The organism is Massilia putida, from assembly GCF_001941825.1.
GTDB lineage: Bacteria > Pseudomonadota > Gammaproteobacteria > Burkholderiales > Burkholderiaceae_D > Telluria > Telluria putida.
On the sequence record NZ_CP019038.1, the window covers coordinates 766,138 to 783,520 of the forward strand.

Consider the following 17,383-nt stretch of genomic DNA (forward strand, 5'->3'; position numbering starts at 1 on the left):
TACGATGGAACGATTTCTGCGGCACGCCCCTGCGCGGCTGATGGCGGCGCTCGCGCTGCACGTCCTGCTGGGGCTTGCCGGCACCGGACTTGCCCACGCCGCGCTTGACGACGGCTACGACCTCTGGCTGCGTTACCGGCCCCTCCCCGCCTCTCAACGCGCCGCGCTGCGATCCGGCGTCACCGGCATCGCAACGCCGGACGATACGCCGACCGTGCACGCCGCCAGCGCGGAACTGAAGCGCGGCCTCGCGGGCCTGCTGGGACGCGCGGAGAACGCCATCCCGTCCCTCGCCCAGCCCCGTGCCGGCAGCATCGTCCTGTCCCGCGCCGAGCTGCCGGCCGGCCTGCTCGACGCCGACGCCGTGCGCCGCGGCCTCGCCACGGCGGGCAACGACGGCTTTGTCGTGCGCCGCACGCGCATCAAGGGCGACCCGGTCACGCTCATCGCCGCCAACACGGACATCGGCCTCCTGTACGGCAGCTTCGCGTGGCTGCGCCAGTTGCAACTGGGCGCGGCACCGGACCAGATCGCGCTTCTCGACAAGCCCGCGCTGCCGCTGCGCGTGCTGAACCACTGGGACAATCTCGACCGCACCGTGGAACGCGGCTATGCGGGCGAATCGATCTGGAACTGGTGGGAGCTCCCGAACATCATCGATCCGCGTTACACGGATTATGCGCGCGCCAATGCGTCGCTGGGTATCAACGGCACGGTCCTGAACAACGTCAACGCGAAGGCCGAGGTACTGAGCCCGTCCTTCATCGCCAAGGCCGCGGCCATCGCGAACGTGCTGCGCCCGTACGGCATGCGCGTGTTCCTGTCGGTCCGCTGGTCGACGCCGCTGGAGCTGAAGGAGACGAAGACGGCCGACCCGCTCGATCCGCTCGTGGCCGCGTGGTGGGCGCGCAAGGCGGACGAGATCTACCGCAGCATCCCCGACTTCGGCGGCTTCCTCGTGAAAGCCAATTCGGAAGGCCAGCCGGGCCCGCAGGACTATGGCCGCAACCACGCGGACGGCGCCAACATGCTGGCGCGCGCGCTCGCGCCGCACCAGGGCGTCGTGATATGGCGCGCCTTCGTCTACAGCCCGCCGGCGCATCCGGATCAGGTCAGCGACCGCGCGGCCCAGGCCTACGACCAGTTCAAGCCGCTGGACGGCAAATTCGACAAGAACGTGCTCGTGCAGGTGAAGAACGGCGCCATCGACTTCCAGCCGCGCGAGCCCGCGCACCCGCTGTTCGGCGCGATGCCGGACACGCCGCTGATGATGGAATTCCAGGTGACGAAGGAATACCTCGGCTTCGCCACGCACCTCGTCTATCTCGGCCCGCTGTTCCAGGAAACGCTGCGCTTCGACACCCGCGCCGGTAACCAGTCGATGACGGTGGCGCGCGTGCTGGAAGGGGCACAGGATGGTCATGTGGGCGGCATCGCCGGCGTCGCGAACATCGGCAGCAGCCGCAACTGGACCGGCTCCACGTTCGACCAGGCCAACTGGTACGCCTTCGGCCGCCTTGCATGGAACCCGGACCTGGACAGCCGCGCCGTCGCCCGCGAATGGGCGGCCCAGACTTTCGCGCCGGATGCGCGCGTGGTCGACCCGGTCGTCGACATGATGATGCGTTCGCGCGAGGCCGCCGTCGACTACATGACGCCCCTCGGCCTGCACCACATCATGGGCACTGGCCACCACCACGGGCCGGCGCCGTGGGTCGACGACCTGGGACGCGCGGACTGGAACCCGGTGTATTACCACCGCGCGGGCAAGGACGGCATCGGCTTCGACCGCACGGCCACGGGCAGCAATGCCGTGGCCCAGTACGCGCCCGAAGTCGCGCGCCGCTTCGCCGACCCGGCCACGACACCGCCCGAATTCCTGCTGTGGTTCCACCACCTGCCGTGGGACTACCGCATGCCGGACGGCCGCACGCTGTGGACCGACCTGGTCAACCACTACGATCACGGCGTGGCCGAAGTGGAGGCGATGCAGGCCGAGTGGCAGCGCGTGCGCCCGTTCGTCGACGCGCGCCGCTTCGATGACGTGGCCCAGCGCCTCGCCCAGCAGCGCCGCGAAGCCCAGTGGTGGCGCGACGCCTGCATCGCCTATTTCCAGCACCGGGCCGGGCTGCCGCTGCCCGCCGGCGTGCGCCCGCCCGCGCAATCGCTCGATGACTACCGGAAGCTGACGTTCCCGTTCGCGCCGGGTCACGGCTGAATGTTTTACCCCACCACGTAAAAGAGAAGGACAATAGAATGACATCGAGACGAGACCTCATCAAAGCCCTTGCCGGCGCCGCCCTGCTGCCGGGCGTCGCGCCGTTCGCGCGCGCCCAGGGCCCCGCGGGCGAACCGCTCAAGGACATCGCGGCCCGCAAGGGCATGCGCTTCGGCACCGCCATCAGCGCCGGCCGCAACCAGTTCGGCGATGCCGCCTACCGCGCGCTCGTGGAACGAGAGTGCAACCTGATCGTGCTCGAAAACGAAATGAAATGGCAGGCGATCGAGCCGGCGCCGGGCAAGCCGAACTTCGGCCCGGCCGACGAGGTGGCCGCCTGGGCGAAGGACAAAGGCATCGCCGTGCGCGGCCACAACCTGTTCTGGCAGGCGGAGAAATGGCTCCCGGCCTGGGTCGCCAAGCAGAGTTTCGGCCCGCAGCCGGCCAAGGCCGTCGAACACCTGATGCGCACACACGTCAGCACCGTCTGCGGCCACTTCGGCAAGGCAATCGGCAGCTGGGACGTCGTCAACGAAGCCGTCGACCCGGCCGACGGCAAGCTGCGCCAGAACGCCCTCACGCGGCCGCTGGGCGCCGTCGAACAGATCGACCTCGCGTTCCGCCTCGCGCACGAGTACGCGCCGCACGCGCAGCTGGTCTACAACGACTACATGCGCGGCGACGCCGGCAGCGCGCGCCACCGCGCCGGCGTCCTGTCCCTGCTCGCCGACCTCAAAAAGCACGGCACGCCCATCCATGCGCTGGGCCTGCAAAGCCACATCGGCTCCTGGGACGAGACGGACAAGGGCCGCGCGGACCTGATCGAATGGCGTAAATTCCTCGACGAGGTGACGGGCATGGGCTACGACCTCCTGATCACGGAACTGGACGTGAACGACCGCCGCCTGCCCGGCGACATCGCCAAACGGGACGCCGGCGTGGCCGCGGCGACGCGCGACTACCTGGACGTGACCCTGGCGTACCCGCGCCTGCGCGACATCCTCGTGTGGGGCCTCGCCGACAACATCAGCTGGCTCCAGACCTGGGACGAGGCGCCGCGCACGGACAAGCTGCCGATGCGCCCCACGCCGTTCGACGCCCAGCTGAAAGCGAAGCCGATGCGCCAGGCCATCGCCGACGCCATCAAGGCGGCGCCGGCACGCCAGGCTTGAGGCTTCCGATATCGATTCGGGTATCGGTCGGCGCCCACAAGTGATTGGCGCGCCGGCCGATCGGTCTCTATACTCGCGCGACCTCCTTCCACTACCGCCTTCGACATGGATTCGAACCGCCGCCGCCTCCTGGCCGCCTCCCTCGCCACCGCTGCCGCAGCCGGCATGCCCTCGTTCGCCGGTGCCGCGGCGCAGAAACGGCGCGCGTCCGCGCCGGTCGCCGGCCTGGCGCCGACGCCGCCCATGGGCTGGAACAGCTGGAACTCGTTCGCGACGACGATCACCGAAGCGCAGACGCTGGAGACCGCCGACATCATGGCCGCGAAGCTGCTCCCGTTCGGGTACGACATCCTCACGGTGGACATCCAGTGGTACGAGCCGAACGCGAACAGCTATGAATACCGCAAGGATGCGGAGCTGACGATGGACCAGCACGGCCGCCTGCTGCCGGCCCCGAACCGGTTTCCGTCGGCGGCGGACGGCGCCGGCTTCAAGAAGCTCGCCGACCAGATCCATGCCCGCGGCATGAAGTTCGGTATCCACGTCATGCGCGGCATCCCGCGCCAGGCCGTGCGCCGGAACACCCCAATCCTCGGCACGAACCTCCACGCGCGCGACATCGCCGACACGGAATCGGTCTGCACGTGGAACGGCGACATGTACGGCGTCGACATGACGAAGCCCGGCGCGCAAGCCTATTACGACTCGGTCTTCAAGCAGTATGCGGCGTGGGGCGTCGACTTCGTCAAGATGGACGACATGTCGCGCCCGTATGAAAAGAACTGGCGCGAGATCGAGGGCGCGCACAAGGCCATCGCGGCCAGCGGCCGCCCCATCGTCCTGAGCCTTTCGCCGGGCGAGACCGACCTGCGCTGGGCCGACCACGTGCCGCATTACGCGCAGATGTGGCGCATCTCCGACGACTTCTGGGACGAGTGGCGCCTGCTCGCCGAACAATTCCAGCGCCTGGAAAACTGGAACCCGACCATGCGCGACAACGCGTGGCCCGACGCCGACATGCTGCCCCTTGGCCGCCTCGCGCTGGGCGCGCGCGACACCAGGTTCACACCCGACGAACAGCAGACCCTGATGACCTTGTGGAGCATCGCGCGCTCGCCGCTGATCATGGGCGGCGACCTGCGCCACCTGGATGCGAAGACGCTCGCGCTGCTGACGAACCCGGAGGTGCTCGCCGTGAACCAGCGCGGCCGCGACAACCGTCCGCACCGGGCCGATGCCGGCATGCGCATCTGGAGCGCCCGCCCGACGGACAAGCGCGGCGTGCAATACCTGGCGCTGTTCAACACGTCCGACGCGCCGGCCGGCATCGTGTTCGACCTGTCGCGCCTTGACCTGGGCGACCGCGCCGTGGCGGTACGCGATCTGTGGGCCCGGCGCGACCAGGGCACGGCCCGCGGCGCGATCCGCGCCACGCTGCCGCCGCACGGCTCGGCGCTGCTGGGCCTCACCGCCTGAGCGAAGCGCCGGCGTGACAAAGGGTGACTATTCGAAGCGCATACCCTGGCAGTATGGCGACGGTATAAAAATTAGAACATGATGGCTGTAATGGGCTCCGTCCCTGATAAGATCACACAGCCATCACGTTCCGTCTGTCGACTTCATGAGAATCCACCCGCTCACCGGCGAGTTCGCGCAGCCCGCGAACGAAACCGCCTTCCTCGTCCAGAAGCTGCCGCAGACGCGGGCGCTGCTCGGCTTCACGCTCGTATTCTGCACGCTGTTCTATCTGGCGTTCTCCGTCTCGGACCTGGCCGCGCTGGGCTATGGGACGACGTACCTGCAGCTGTGCGCGGCGCGCACGGTCGTCGCCGCGACGGCCGGCACGTGCGCCTGGCTCGCCTACCACAAGCCGCTCACCGTCGGCGCGACGCGCGTCGTTGCCTGCGTCGCGGAAGTGGTCGCGCTCGCGTGCTTCATGTTCATCGCCGTGCACCGGCCGGACGAGTTCCACTGGCACGCGATGTCGCTGGGAATCATGCTCATCGTAATCTACCTGTACATCCCGAACAGTTTCGCCAACGCGCTGCTGCTGGCGTCCGGCGCGACCGTCGTGTTTCTCGCGCTGACCTTGAAGTTCGGCCGGCTGTCGGCGGCCGACGACGTCACGATGGTCATGCTGCTGGTGCTGGCGAACGCCTTCGGCGCGCTCGCGGCGCGGCGCTTCAACCAGGTGTCGCGCGAGGAATACCTGGCGCGCGCGCAGCTCCAGCACACGGCGGCGCGCGACCACCTCACCGGCTGCTTCAACCGGCGCTACCTGCACGAGAACCTGATGCGTCCCGGCCAGGTGCGCGCGCCCGACAACGGCGGGCTGCTGACGGTGGTCCTGTGCGACATCGACCACTTCAAGCGCATCAACGACACGTACGGCCACGCCAGCGGCGACGCCGTGCTGCGCAGCTTCGCGGATCTGCTGCAACGCATGACGCGCGACGGCGTCGACAGCGTGGTGCGCTACGGCGGCGAGGAATTCCTCGCCATCCTGCCCGGCACGGACCTCGACGGCGGGGTCAGGCTGGCCGAACGCCTGCGCACGCGCTTTGCCGACACGAGCGTCATGGCCGACGACGGCACGGAGCACGTGCGCACGACGGCCAGCTTCGGCGTCGCGTGCGCCGACTTCACGGCCGGCGCCGGCGACCACGTGCTGCGTGACCTGATCGCCGTGGCCGACAAGCTGATGTACGACGCCAAGCGCGGAGGACGCGACCGCGTCCACGCGCGCTGCGCCTGCGATCACGATGCGGCCGGGCGCCGCGTCCCCGGATTGGTCAATAGGCGGTGACGGAGAAGTTGCGCGCGGCGAAATCCATGCCGCCCGACGACGACGTGATCTCGAACCCGTACTGGACGTCGCCGACGGTCACATTGCCCATCCAGCCGAGGTTCTGCAGATAGCGCATGATGGCGAGAATGTCGACCGTCGCGTTGTTGGTCTTCGACGTGCGCAGGAACGAGAACACCATGTTGCCGCCGTTATTGCCGCGATAGACGTTCCACGCGGCCCCGCCGACGTTCACGTTCGTGTACACTGGGATCGCGCAGCCCTGCGCCGTCCAGTTGTACGAAATCGGCTTGACGTTGCCGCAGCCGGCCGACGTGCCCGTGTAGTTCAGCCACAGCATGATCTCGTTGGCGTGGTTCGTGTCCCAGATATCGTAGGTCGATTCCCAGGCACCGCCGGCCGGCGTCGTGGCCGACACGACGGACGTCACGCGCGACAAGGCACTCAGCGACTTGCCGACGTAGAAGCTGATGTGCGGGTACGACTTGATGCCGCCGGTATTCGGCTGGTCCGACCACACGCCCCAGTCGGTGGGCGAATTGGCCCACAGCGTCTGGGGGCCCGCGCCCGAACCCCACACATCGTTGTTGAAGCTGTATGCGCCCATCGTGGTCGACCCGTACTGCGCAGTGGTCGACCAGGTTGCCGCCTGCGCCGGGGCGGCGAGACTTGCTGCAAGTGCCACTGCGGTCATGCCAAGTGCCTGCTTCATATCGTCTCCTTGATATTCGCCCCGCTTCGGGCGGACCAGCCTGCCGGGATCCGCAGGCGGCATCCGGGGCGCAAACGCCGCATTCTTATGATATCGATTTCATCGTAAGGAAACGGGCGGATGGAGTCAATCGAGCGGACAACCGTACGAGGCGCTTTCGCGCCGACATGCCATCTTCGTATGGCAAATGTGGATTTCGATATAGGTGGATCGTTACTCGCGCACTTTGCCGCGCATGGCCTTCACCTGCCCGCTGCGCGACTTGGCCTCGAGCCGGCGCCGCTGCGAGCCGAGCGTAGGGCGCGTCGGCCTGCGCACGGGCGCCACCGCGGTGGCGGCATCGACGAGGGCCTGCAGCCGCGCAAGCGCGTCTTCCCGGTTGCGCTCCAGGCTGCGCCAGCGCTGGGCCTTGATGACGATGACGCCCTCGCGCGTGATGCGCGCGTCCGCCAGCGCGCGCAGCCGGTCCTTCACGTACGGCGGCAGCGTGGATGCGCCGATGTCGAAGCGCGCCTGCACGGCGTTCGACACCTTGTTCACGTTCTGGCCGCCCGGCCCCTGGGCACGGATCGCGCTGAACTCGACGTCAGCAGGATCGATCGCGATGGCCATGCCCCGGTCCCGCGCGTCAGCGCACCTGGCTGCCCAGGATCGCCCCGTTCGCCGTGCCGTAGACGTAGGGACCGTTCAGCGACGAGCCGTCGGGATACGTCCGGGCGCTCTGCTGCGACCAGTCCGACAGGTCGAACGCCGCCTGCACCTTGAAGCTGTACTGCGGGGCGGACGGATACGGCGACGGCTGCGTCGGCTGGGCGCTCAGGCGGTACACCTGGATGCCGCTGGTGTCGTTCAGCGGCAGCTTGCTGGCGCATTGCGACGGCGTGCGCACGATCTTCGCGAAATAGGCGGAATTCTGCGGCGTGTACAGCGCGGTCGTGTTCTCCGCGTTGTACGGATTGGCGACCAGCTGCGCCTTCGCGCTCCCCCGTGGCCCCGATACCAGCACGGCCGTCTCTTCGTCGATACCGATGCCCAGCACCGATCCGAACGCCTCCACGCCGCCCGGACACCCGCTGCCGATGCGGGCGACGAAGCCGAACAGCCGGCCCAGGCGGTCGCGCGTATTGAAATGGTCGTCCGTGATCGTCTTTTCCAAGGTCGGGATGGCCAGGAAGCTGCCGGTCTGGACGAATTTCTTCGACGATGTGTTGAGGGGATCGATCGTCATGTATTTGTTGAACGGGTCGGCCAGCGCCTGGTCCGACGTGACGCTGCCGTTCAACGCGGCGAACGCATACTGGCCCAGCATCGCATTGCCGGCACTCGTCCCGCCGACCGGGATGCCGGCATCGACCGCATGTTGCAGCGCGGTGTCCAGCGGGGTGCCTTGCCACTCGTTGTAGTAGTCGGCCTGGTCGCCGCCGGCGATGAAGATCGCGCTGGCCTTGGCGATCACGCCCAGCACGAACGGATCCTCGGCGGCCTTGCGCGTCGGGATGATGAGCGTTTCGACGGACGTCACGCCCAGGTCGACGCCGCCGACCGTTTCGTAGTTGCGCGGCGTCGTCGTGTCGACCTGCGCGAGGCGGCTGTAGATGTACGGGTTGTACGCGTCGGTGCCCGTCGCGCGGATGATCACGAAGCGGCCGCCGGTGGCGCGCGTGATGCCCGCCTGCGCGATCATCCAGCGGAACGCCTCCGCCACGTCATAGCCGCCGCCCATCAGGACGACGGACGGCGTGCAGGCCGTGCCCCAGCACGATACCGGCTTCGCGCTCACGGGCGCGGACGGATTGCCGGCATAGCTGTAGGTATAGTTCGAACCGGCCAGCGCGGGCTGGATGGCAAGGAACGGCATGGCGGCGAGCAATGCCCGGGCTGCCTTCGTGCTGAGTGTGGATGTCATGCTGGCTCCGTATGGTTGGCAGGCTCAGCATATTAGCTTTTTTATACCGTTGGAACCAGCGTTTCGATGTATCGTCACGGTTGTCCACTTTTCACCGAAAGCATGCACGATGAGTTACGACCTGATGGTATTCGACCCGGACGCCGCACCGGCCAAGCGCCCCGCCTTCCTCGACTGGTATGACGAGCAGACGGACTGGGGCGACGATCTCGCCTATGACGACCCCGCCGTCGCCGCGCCCGCGCTGCAGGCGTTCTACGCCGACCTGGCCGCAGAATTCCCGCCCGTCCCCGACGACGGCACCGAAGGCGAAGGTGCGGCGGATTACACGATCACCCCTGCCCTGATCTACATGACCTTCGTCGACTGGGACCGGGTCGACGCGGCGTGGGAAGCCGTGCACCGCCTCGCCGCGAAGCACGAACTGGGCTTCTTCGACGTCAGTTCCGACCTCGCCGAAGCGTGGCTGCCCGACCGCAAGGGCGGGCTGCGTATCGCACACTCCGACTAGTTCGCCCCGATGCGCGGGCTCTCCTGCGGACCGAGGTAGCTCGGCTTCAGGCCGCCCGCATCGATCACGACGCGCTGCAGGACGAGGCCCGGATCGAGCGCCCAGAACTTGAGCGTGTGCGGTCCCGCCGCCTTCACCGCATGGGCCGTCGTAAACTGCGCGACGCCGTCCGACACGATCCGTTCCCAGTGCTGGAGCGATGCGTCGGCATGGACGTCGACGACCTGCGGCGCCTCGTCGTCGATCGAGACGGCATAACGCAAGCCGGCGCCCGGGCGGAATTTCAGCGTCGGCGCCAAGGTCGCCTGCACGTTCACCTTGCCCGGCTCGAACAGATAGACGTCGTACTCCAGATGCATGCCGTCCGCCGGCGCGAGGGCCGGGGCATCCACCGGCAAGGTCGTCATGCCGGACAGCGTGCGGCCCAGGCCCGGCACGCGCAGCCATTCGCGGCCGTGCGGCGCGAACGCGCGGCTGTAGTGCTCCGCCTCGATGGCGACCGTGCCGCCCGTCTCGACGAAACCGGAGACCGCCGCGTTGCGCTGGTCCGCGTGACGCAGCGGGACGTCGACGGTGGCCACCTGCCCGTCCGGACCGCTCACGAGCACGCGGCCGCCCGTCGTCCCGGGGGGCACCTGGTCCCAGCGCACGTCGACCGTGAGCCGCTTCGTCTTGTCCGTCGTCCCGGCGGACTCGCTCAGCACGATCCAGGGCTGGTCCGCGCGCGCGCTCCACGCCAGCCGCGCCGCGCCGCGGTCGAACACGTCGATGAAGCGCGCCGACTTGTCGAAGGGCTCGAAGGCCGGCAGGCGCAGACTGGTGGCGGCGGGCCACGCGGCCTCGCTGCCCTCCACCGCGACACCCAGCGCAGGCGCGGCGGGCAGCGCGATCTCGCGCACGTCCGGCATGATGTTCGTCGCCGGATCGCGCCAGCTCGTGTAGCCGATGTGCGTCTGCGCCATCATGTGGTTCCACTTGCCGCCATTGATGGCGTGGTACTCGCGCGAGATCGCGGCGTCCTGCGCGAACAGGTCGCGCGCACGCGCGGCCAGATCGTTCGTGTCCGCGCGGCCCTGGCTGGCGTGGATGCGGTTGGCCTGCACCGTCGCATACAGTTCGCCCAGCGCGCCGGCCGCGCGCACGGGATGTTCGACGAGCTGGAAGAACGCGTCGCGCTGCGCCGGCGCCAGCTTCGCTTTCACACGCGCCGCGCGCGCGGCCAGGTCGCGCCAGTCGGCGGCGATACGCTCGGACTCGCGGTAATTGGTCGCGCTGTACGTGCCGGGTTCCAGCTGTTCCGGTTTGCGGCGCCCGTTGTAGCGGGCGTACGTCTCCACGATATCGGCGATTTCCGCGGCATTCTCGGCGCCGAACTCGCGCGTCGCCCACAGTGTCAAATAATCCGGCAGGCGCGCCGCCGGCCATGCGGCCGGATTCCATGCGTAGGTGAGGAAGAACTCCGTCGGCACTTCCATCGGTTTCAAGTCGCCGACGTTCACGACCCACAGCCGGTCCGCGCCCAGGCGCCACGCGAGGTGCATCTGCTCCCACAGCTTCGGCAGCGGCGTCACGTTGATCCACTTGTACGAGCGGGGGCCGCCCACGTAATCGAAGTGGTAGTAGACGCCGGCGCCGCCGCTGCGCTTGCGCTCGTCGAGCGTCGGCAGGCGGCGGATATTGCCCCAGTTGTCGTCGCACCAGAGCAAGGTGACGTCGTCGGGCACGCGCATGCCCTTCTCGTAATACTCCTGCACTTCCTTGTACAGGGCCCAGACCTGCGGCACCTCGGGCAGCGGTTTGCCCAGCGTCTTGGCGATCATCGCGCGCTGGTCGGCCACGATCCGCTGCAGCAGCGCGACGTTGGACTCTTCCGACATCGGCTCGTCGCCGTCGCCGCGCATGCCGAGCGTGATGACCTTCTCGTAGTCCTTCGACCGGTCCAGGCCCTGCTGCCAGAATTCGCGCAGCACCAGGGCGTTGCGGCTGTAGTCCCACGGGCCCTTGCCGTACTTGGCCCATTCCGCGTGGGCGCGCATCAGGGGTTCGTGGTGCGACGTGCCCATCACGATGCCCATCTCGTCGGCCAGCGGACCGTTTTCCGGGTCGTCGTCGTAGAACGCGTTGCCCCACATCGCGGGCCACAGGTAGTTGCCGCGCATGCGCAGGATCAGCTCGAACAGCTTCCCGTAGAATTTATGATTGAAGCCGCCGAATTTCTCCTTGGCCCAGCCGGACAGCGCCGGCGCCTCGTCGTTCAGGAAGATGCCGCGGTAGCGCACGACGGGCGCATCGGCCACGCGCGTGCCGGCCGCCACCGCCAATACGTCATGGTGCGGTGCCGGCACGTCGGCCCACCAGTTCCACGGCGAGACGCCGATCTGCTCCGACACCGTGTACAGCCCGAAGATCGTGCCCCGCTTGTCGCTGCCCGCCACGACCAGCGCGCGCGCGATGCCCGGCAGCGGGTCGCGCACGGTCTGGACGAGATAGCCTTCCCACTTGCCGCGCAGGCCCTTCGCATCGATCTTGTTGTCGCGCGCGAGGCGGTCGATCAGCGCGCTTTTGCCGAGCGTGCCGACGATGACGACGTCCGACCCGCGCGGCACCGGGCCGCCGGCCTCCAGCAGCGCGGGCCGCGTGCCGGACACGCGTTCCACGTCGGCCTGCAGGTCGGCCGCCGCGCGGCGCACCCCGGCGTGGTCGTTGCGGTCGACGACGATGCGCGCGGCCTGGCCGGCACGCGCCAGCACGACGGCGTCCTTGCCTGCATCGAACGTCACGAACGGACGCTCTCCCAACGCCCATGCCTGCGGCGATGCCGCGAGCGTGAGCACGGCGGCGGCGACGAGTGATTTCATAAGTCTCCTGATGTTGTAGGTATGCTTGCGCGACTCAGTGCGCGGCGATCCGGCACGTCCTCAGTTGTTCCAGCGGGACGGCCTCGGCCATCGCCCGGTAGCCGGCCGGCGACGACGGATGCAGGCCGTCGTTGTCCAGTGCCTTCAGCAGATGATCGGGACGGGCCGGATCGCGCAGCGCCGCATCGAAGTCGACGACGCCGTCGACCACGCCCGCCGTGCGGATCCACTGGTTGTAGGAGAGACGGTCGGCCTCGTTGTCCGGGCCCGGCGCGTAATAGCCGCTGCCGCCGTACGGCCCGATGGTGCCGCCCAGGACGCACACGCCCTGCGCGTGCGCGCGGGCGACGATCTGGCGGTAAGCCTGTTTCAGGTCGTCCAGCAGGCGCGCGCGCTCCGCGGGGCAGTCTTCCTTGTTCCGGTGCTGCACGCCGAAGTCGTTCACGCCGATCATGACGATGGCGTGCGACACGCCCGGCCGCGCGAGCACGTCGCGTTCGAAGCGCGCGACGAGGTTCGGGCCCAGGCCGTCGCGCAGCATGCGGCCGCCGCCGATGCCCGCGTTGACGACGCCGATGTCCGTCATGCCGGCGCCGCGCAGGCGCGTGGCGAGACCGTCGGTCCAGCGCGCATACGTGTCGGGCTGGACGCCGTAGCCGTCCGTGATCGAATCGCCGATCGCGACGACGGTGTGCGCATCGGCGCCTCCGAGCACCTCGACGCCCGCGATCTGGTACCAGCGCGTGAACGTGTCGGCCTGCGGCCAGCTGGCGGCCGCGACCCCGTTGCCGGCGACGCGGAAGCTCGTCGCGCGGGCGCCCGGGTGGCCCGTCTGGCGCGCGGGGGCCTGGGCGAAGTGCAGCGAAATCGCGAGATCGGCGCCGGCCGCATGCGGCAGGTCGACCGGATCGCTCAGGTATTCGGCGCCGGCCGGAATCGTGACGGCCGCCGCGCCGCCGAAGCGCAGCATGCGCAGGCTGGCCGCGTCGACGTCGGCGCGGCCGGGAGCCAGTGCCAGCGCGACGCTGCCGGCGTCGATCGTGAGCGGCGCCGTGCCGAACACGTTGCTGAGTTTGACGCGCAACGTTCGTCCGCCGAGCGAGACGCGCACGATCTGGCGCAGGCTCGCGTCCTGCCATTGGGCGGCCGGCAGCTCGTTCTGGCCCTCCGGCACGAGTTGCGCACTGCCCCAGGAGGCGACCCAGTGCTCGCCTGCGGACGGCCCGGAGGCCGTTCCGCCGGGGATGGCGGCACAGCCGCCGAGGGACAAGGACAGGAGGCTGGCAGCCAGAATCGATTGACGGGGCATCGTTATTCCTTCACACTGAAACCAAATGGTTGCGCTACCATTTTAGTTTATATAAATGTTACCGGCAACCGGAACTATTTTTTTCGCATGCCCGACATCACCAGGAGACCGATATGCCCCTCATCCAGCGCGCCGCCAGCCCGATCATCACCGAGATGCAGGTGATCCCCGTGGCCGGGCGCGACAGCATGCTGCTGAACCTGTGCGGCGCCCACGCGCCCTACTTCACCCGTATCCTCGTCCTCCTCAAGGACAACGCCGGCAACACCGGCATGGGCGAAGTGCCCGGCTCGAACGGCATCCTGCGCGCGCTGGAAAACCTCGTGCCGCTCGTCACGGGCACGGAGGTCGCGCGCCACAACCGCACGCTGAACGTGCTGCGCGCCGCGATTTCCGGCGTCAGCCACCGGGTCACGTCGAGCGCCGAGGAAGCCGTCATGAAGCAGCCGCACGAGATCAACCTGCGGCTGGAGAACGTCGTGACGGCCGTCGAAGCGGCGCTGCTCGACCTGCTGGGCCAGCACCTGGGCGTGCCGCTGTGCGAACTGCTCGGCAACGGCCAGCAGCGCACGCACGTGACGATGCTGGCGTACCTGTTCTACATCGGCGACCGCACGCGCACCGATCTGCCATATGACGCAAACGAGGACGGCGCCTCGGCCAAGGACGGCTGGTACGAGGTGCGCAACGAGGAAACGTTGACGCCGGAGCGTATCGCCGACCTGGCATCGAGCGCCGTCGACAAATACGGCTTCCGCGACTTCAAGCTCAAGGGCGGCGTGATGCGGCCCGAGGACGAAGTGGCCGCCGTCGCGGCGATCAAGCGGCGTTTCCCGGATGTGCGCGCGACGCTCGATCCGAACGGCGCCTGGTCGCTGGAACAAGCCATTGCGGCCTGCAAGGGCCAGGGCCACGTGCTGGCGTATGCGGAAGACCCGTGCGGACCGGAAAACGGTTATTCGGGCCGCGAGATCATGGCGGAATTCAAGCGCGCCACCGGCATCCGCACCGCGACGAACATGGTGGCCACCGACTGGCGCCAGATGGCCCATTCACACCTGCTGGGCGCCGTCGACATCCCGCTCGCCGACCCGCACTTCTGGACGATGCAGGGCTCCGTGCGCCTGGCGCAGCTGTGCCACGACTGGGGCCTGACCTGGGGCTCGCATTCGAACAACCACTTCGACGTGTCGCTGGCGATGTTCACGCACTGCGCCGCCGCCGCGCCGGGCGACATCACGGCCATCGACACCCACTGGATCTGGCAGGAAGGCCGCGAGCGTCTCACCAAGGAACCGCTGCGGATCATCGATGGGCAGGTCGCCGTGCCGGACGCGCCGGGCCTGGGCATCGCGCCCGACATGGCGCGCATCGAGGAAGCGCACGCGCTGTACAAGAAAGTCGCGGCCGGCGCGCGCGACGACGCGATGGCGATGCGCTACCTCGTGCCCGGCTGGACCTACGATCCGAAGAAGCCGAGCTACGCCCGCTGAGTCTCCTCGGCCGGCCCGCCCGCGCACACGTCGAATACCCAGCGCCGCAGCCAGCGGTGCGCCGGATCGGCTTCCATGCGCGGGTGCCACATCATCGACACGGTGAGCAGCGGCGTCGCCACCGGCAGCTCGAACGTGTGCATGCCGTCGCGCAGCCGGGCCGTGTGGCGCTCGGGGACGTTCGCGACGAGGTCGGACGCGCGCGCCAGCGCGAGGGCCGTGGCGAACGAGCCGACCAGTACCGCCACCGGCCGCTCCAGGCCCAGCGGCGCCAGCGCCGCGTCGATGGCGCCCCGCTCGCGGCCGCGGCGCGACACGGACACGTGGCGGCACGCCGCATACCGCGCCGGCGTGATGTCGCCGGCGGCGAGCGGATGCCCGGCCCGCACGGCGCCCACGAAGCGGTCGCGGAACAGCGCGCGCGTGCGGATCTCCGGCCCCGTCTCCTCGCCGATCACGCCGATCTCCAGGTCGATGAGCCCCTCGCGCAGCGGCGCGCTGTCCTTGTTCACCTTTTGCACGAAGCGCAGACGCGCGCCGGGCGCGTCGCGGTCCAGGCGCGCGAGCAGCGCCGGCCCATAGTTTTCCACGAAGCCGTCCGTGACGCGCAGCGCGAACACGCGCGCGATCGTCGCCGGGTCGAGGTCATCGCAAGGACGCAGCATGCGCGTCGCTTCCTGCACGAGGCGGCCGGCCTCGTCGCGCAAGGCCAGCGCGCGCGGCGTGAGCACGAGGCCGCGGCCCGCGCGCACGAGCAGCGGGTCGCCGGTGACCTCGCGCAGCCGGGCCAGCGCGCGGCTCATCGCCGACGGGCTCAGTTTCAAGCGCCGCGCGGCGCCGGCCACGCTGCCTTCGGCCAGCAGCACGTCGAGGGTCACGAGCAGGTTCAGGTCGGGCATCGTCATCCGCGCACGATAGCACAGCCGCATGCCGCCCGCGCGGGCAGCGCCGGCATGGCGCCGCGTGCACGGTGTCATTGCGTCCGGCGCGCCTTCCGCCGGCGCGGCGCATGGCCTAGTCTTCACGACATACCAGACCAGGAGCCGCCATGCCGACGAAAGCCGCCACGCTGTCCCATCCCGTTCCCGCGCGCACGGCGTTGCCCGGCCTCGCCCTGTGCGTGCTGCTGTCGTCGTTCGGCGCCAGCAGCGCCAACGTGGCGCTGCCCGCGCTGCAGCGCGCGTTCGGCGCGGGCTTCGCGGCCGTCCAATGGATCGTGCTGGCCTATCTGCTGGCCGCGACGGCCGCCGCCGTGGGCGCGGGCCGCCTGGGCGACATGATCGGCCGGCGCCGCGTGCTGCTGGGCGGGATCGCACTGTTCGCGGCGGCGTCCGGCCTGTGCGCGCTGGCGCCCACGCTGCCGCTGCTCGCGGCCGGCCGCGCGCTGCAGGGGCTCGGCGCCGCCGTGATGCTCGCCCTCGGCATGGCGCTCGCCGCCGGCGGCCTGCAGCGGGGCGGAACGGGCAGCGCGATGGGCCTCCTGGGCAGCATGTCGGCCGTCGGCACGGCGCTCGGGCCGGCGCTGGGCGGGCTGTTGCTCGCGGGCCCGGGCTGGCGCGCGGTCTTCGCGGCGACGCTGCCGGCGGCGCTCGCCGCGTTCGTCCTCGTGCGGCGCGTGCCGGACGATGCGCCGGTCCCCACGGCGCGGCCGCCGTTCGACGCCGTGGGACTGCTGCTGCTGGTCGCCACGCTGCTCGCGTTCGCGCTGGCGGCCACCGGTGCGTCCGGGCGCGGCTGGCTGTCCGGCGCGGCCGTGGCGGGCGCCGTGCTGTTCGTGCGGATCGAGGCGCGGGTCGCAGCGCCGCTGGTGCCGCTCGTCCTGCTGCGCGACCGTGTGCTGGCCGGCGGCTTCGCCACGAGCGCGCTGGCGATGGCGCTGATGATGACGACGATGCTCGTCGGCCCGTTTTATCTCGGGCGTGCGCTGGGACTGACGCCGGGACAAGCCGGTCTTGCACTGGCGTGCGGTCCGCTCGTCGCGGCGCTGGCGGGCGTGCCGGCCGGGCGTCTCGTGGACCGGCGCGGCGCGCGCACGGCCGCGGCAAGCGGTCTCGCGGCGATGGCGTCGGGGTCCGGTGTGCTGGCGCTCGTGCCGGTACGGATGGGCGTCGCGGGCTGGATCGCGCCGCTGGCCGTGCTGACCGCCGGCTACGCCCTGTTCCAGGCGGCGAACAACACGGCCGTGATGGAGGCGGTAGGCAGCACGCGGCGCGGCGTGGCCGCGGGGTTGCTGAACCTCGCGCGGCATGTCGGGCTGATCGCCGGGTCCGCGCTGCTGGGCGCCGCGTTCGCGGCCCACCCGCGCGGGACGGCGGCGGAGGTCGCGGCAGCAACCCATGCGACGTTCGCGCTCGCGACCTTGCTGCCGTTGCTGGCGCTGGGTGCGGCGCGCCGCTAG

At 69.6% G+C, this 17,383-nt stretch carries 13 protein-coding genes; 7 read left to right on the forward strand and 6 right to left on the reverse strand.

Going from position 1 to position 17,383, the window contains the following annotated elements; genetic code table 11:
- The first annotated feature begins 4 nt into the window (after positions 1-4).
- From BVG12_RS05800 to BVG12_RS05815, 4 genes are all read left to right on the forward strand, one after another.
- Positions 5-2,218: an alpha-glucuronidase family glycosyl hydrolase gene (locus BVG12_RS05800; protein WP_083684644.1), complete on the forward strand. Its 2,214-nt coding sequence runs from the start codon at positions 5-7 to the stop codon at positions 2,216-2,218.
- A gap of 38 nt (positions 2,219-2,256) precedes the next feature.
- Positions 2,257-3,390 (forward strand): endo-1,4-beta-xylanase, encoded by a 1,134-nt coding sequence (locus BVG12_RS05805; protein WP_075791588.1) that lies wholly within the window; start codon positions 2,257-2,259, stop codon positions 3,388-3,390.
- A 105-nt stretch (positions 3,391-3,495) separates the two neighbouring features.
- Complete coding sequence (locus BVG12_RS05810; RefSeq protein WP_075791589.1) at positions 3,496-4,866, forward strand: glycoside hydrolase family 27 protein; 1,371 nt, start codon at positions 3,496-3,498, stop codon at positions 4,864-4,866.
- A gap of 145 nt (positions 4,867-5,011) precedes the next feature.
- Positions 5,012-6,196 carry a GGDEF domain-containing protein gene (locus tag BVG12_RS05815; protein WP_075791590.1) on the forward strand — a complete coding sequence of 395 codons (1,185 nt, stop codon included), beginning with the start codon at positions 5,012-5,014 and terminating at the stop codon, positions 6,194-6,196.
- Here the strand turns inward: BVG12_RS05815 and BVG12_RS05820 are convergent.
- The 3 genes from BVG12_RS05820 to BVG12_RS05830 form a co-directional block, all read right to left on the reverse strand.
- Complete coding sequence (locus BVG12_RS05820) at positions 6,183-6,908, reverse strand: GH12 family glycosyl hydrolase domain-containing protein (RefSeq protein WP_075791591.1); 726 nt, start codon at positions 6,906-6,908, stop codon at positions 6,183-6,185. The two genes, BVG12_RS05815 and BVG12_RS05820, sit on opposite strands and share 14 nt — an antisense overlap.
- Before the next feature lie 213 nt (positions 6,909-7,121).
- Positions 7,122-7,520 (reverse strand): alternative ribosome rescue aminoacyl-tRNA hydrolase ArfB, encoded by a 399-nt coding sequence (gene arfB / locus BVG12_RS05825; protein ID WP_075791592.1) that lies wholly within the window; start codon positions 7,518-7,520, stop codon positions 7,122-7,124.
- Positions 7,521-7,536: 16 nt separating this feature from the next.
- A complete protein-coding gene (locus BVG12_RS05830) occupies positions 7,537-8,814 on the reverse strand; it encodes a cyanophycinase (RefSeq protein ID WP_083684647.1) in 1,278 nt (425 codons plus the stop codon).
- Positions 8,815-8,923: 109 nt separating this feature from the next.
- On the opposite strand from BVG12_RS05830, the gene BVG12_RS05835 reads away from it, so the two are divergent.
- Entirely contained in the window at positions 8,924-9,325 is a 402-nt protein-coding gene (locus BVG12_RS05835) for a hypothetical protein (RefSeq protein WP_075791594.1), read from the forward strand.
- On the opposite strand, the gene BVG12_RS05840 is transcribed toward BVG12_RS05835, so the two are convergent.
- Together BVG12_RS05840 and BVG12_RS05845 are read right to left on the reverse strand one after the other, a co-directional pair.
- On the reverse strand, positions 9,322-12,183 hold the full coding sequence (locus BVG12_RS05840) for a glycosyl hydrolase 115 family protein (RefSeq protein WP_075791595.1): 2,862 nt from the start codon (positions 12,181-12,183) through the stop codon (positions 9,322-9,324). The two genes, BVG12_RS05835 and BVG12_RS05840, sit on opposite strands and share 4 nt — an antisense overlap.
- 34 nt (positions 12,184-12,217) lie before the next feature.
- Entirely contained in the window at positions 12,218-13,492 is a 1,275-nt protein-coding gene (locus BVG12_RS05845; RefSeq protein ID WP_075791596.1) for an SGNH/GDSL hydrolase family protein, read from the reverse strand.
- Positions 13,493-13,605: 113 nt separating this feature from the next.
- Between BVG12_RS05845 and BVG12_RS05850 the strand changes: the two genes are divergently transcribed.
- On the forward strand, positions 13,606-14,985 hold the full coding sequence (locus tag BVG12_RS05850; RefSeq protein ID WP_075791597.1) for an enolase C-terminal domain-like protein: 1,380 nt from the start codon (positions 13,606-13,608) through the stop codon (positions 14,983-14,985).
- Here the strand turns inward: BVG12_RS05850 and BVG12_RS05855 are convergent.
- Positions 14,973-15,890 carry a LysR family transcriptional regulator gene (locus tag BVG12_RS05855; RefSeq protein ID WP_075796222.1) on the reverse strand — a complete coding sequence of 306 codons (918 nt, stop codon included), beginning with the start codon at positions 15,888-15,890 and terminating at the stop codon, positions 14,973-14,975. The genes BVG12_RS05850 and BVG12_RS05855 overlap by 13 nt on opposite strands.
- A 143-nt stretch (positions 15,891-16,033) precedes the next feature.
- Between BVG12_RS05855 and BVG12_RS05860 the strand changes: the two genes are divergently transcribed.
- Entirely contained in the window at positions 16,034-17,383 is a 1,350-nt protein-coding gene (locus BVG12_RS05860; protein ID WP_075791598.1) for an MFS transporter, read from the forward strand.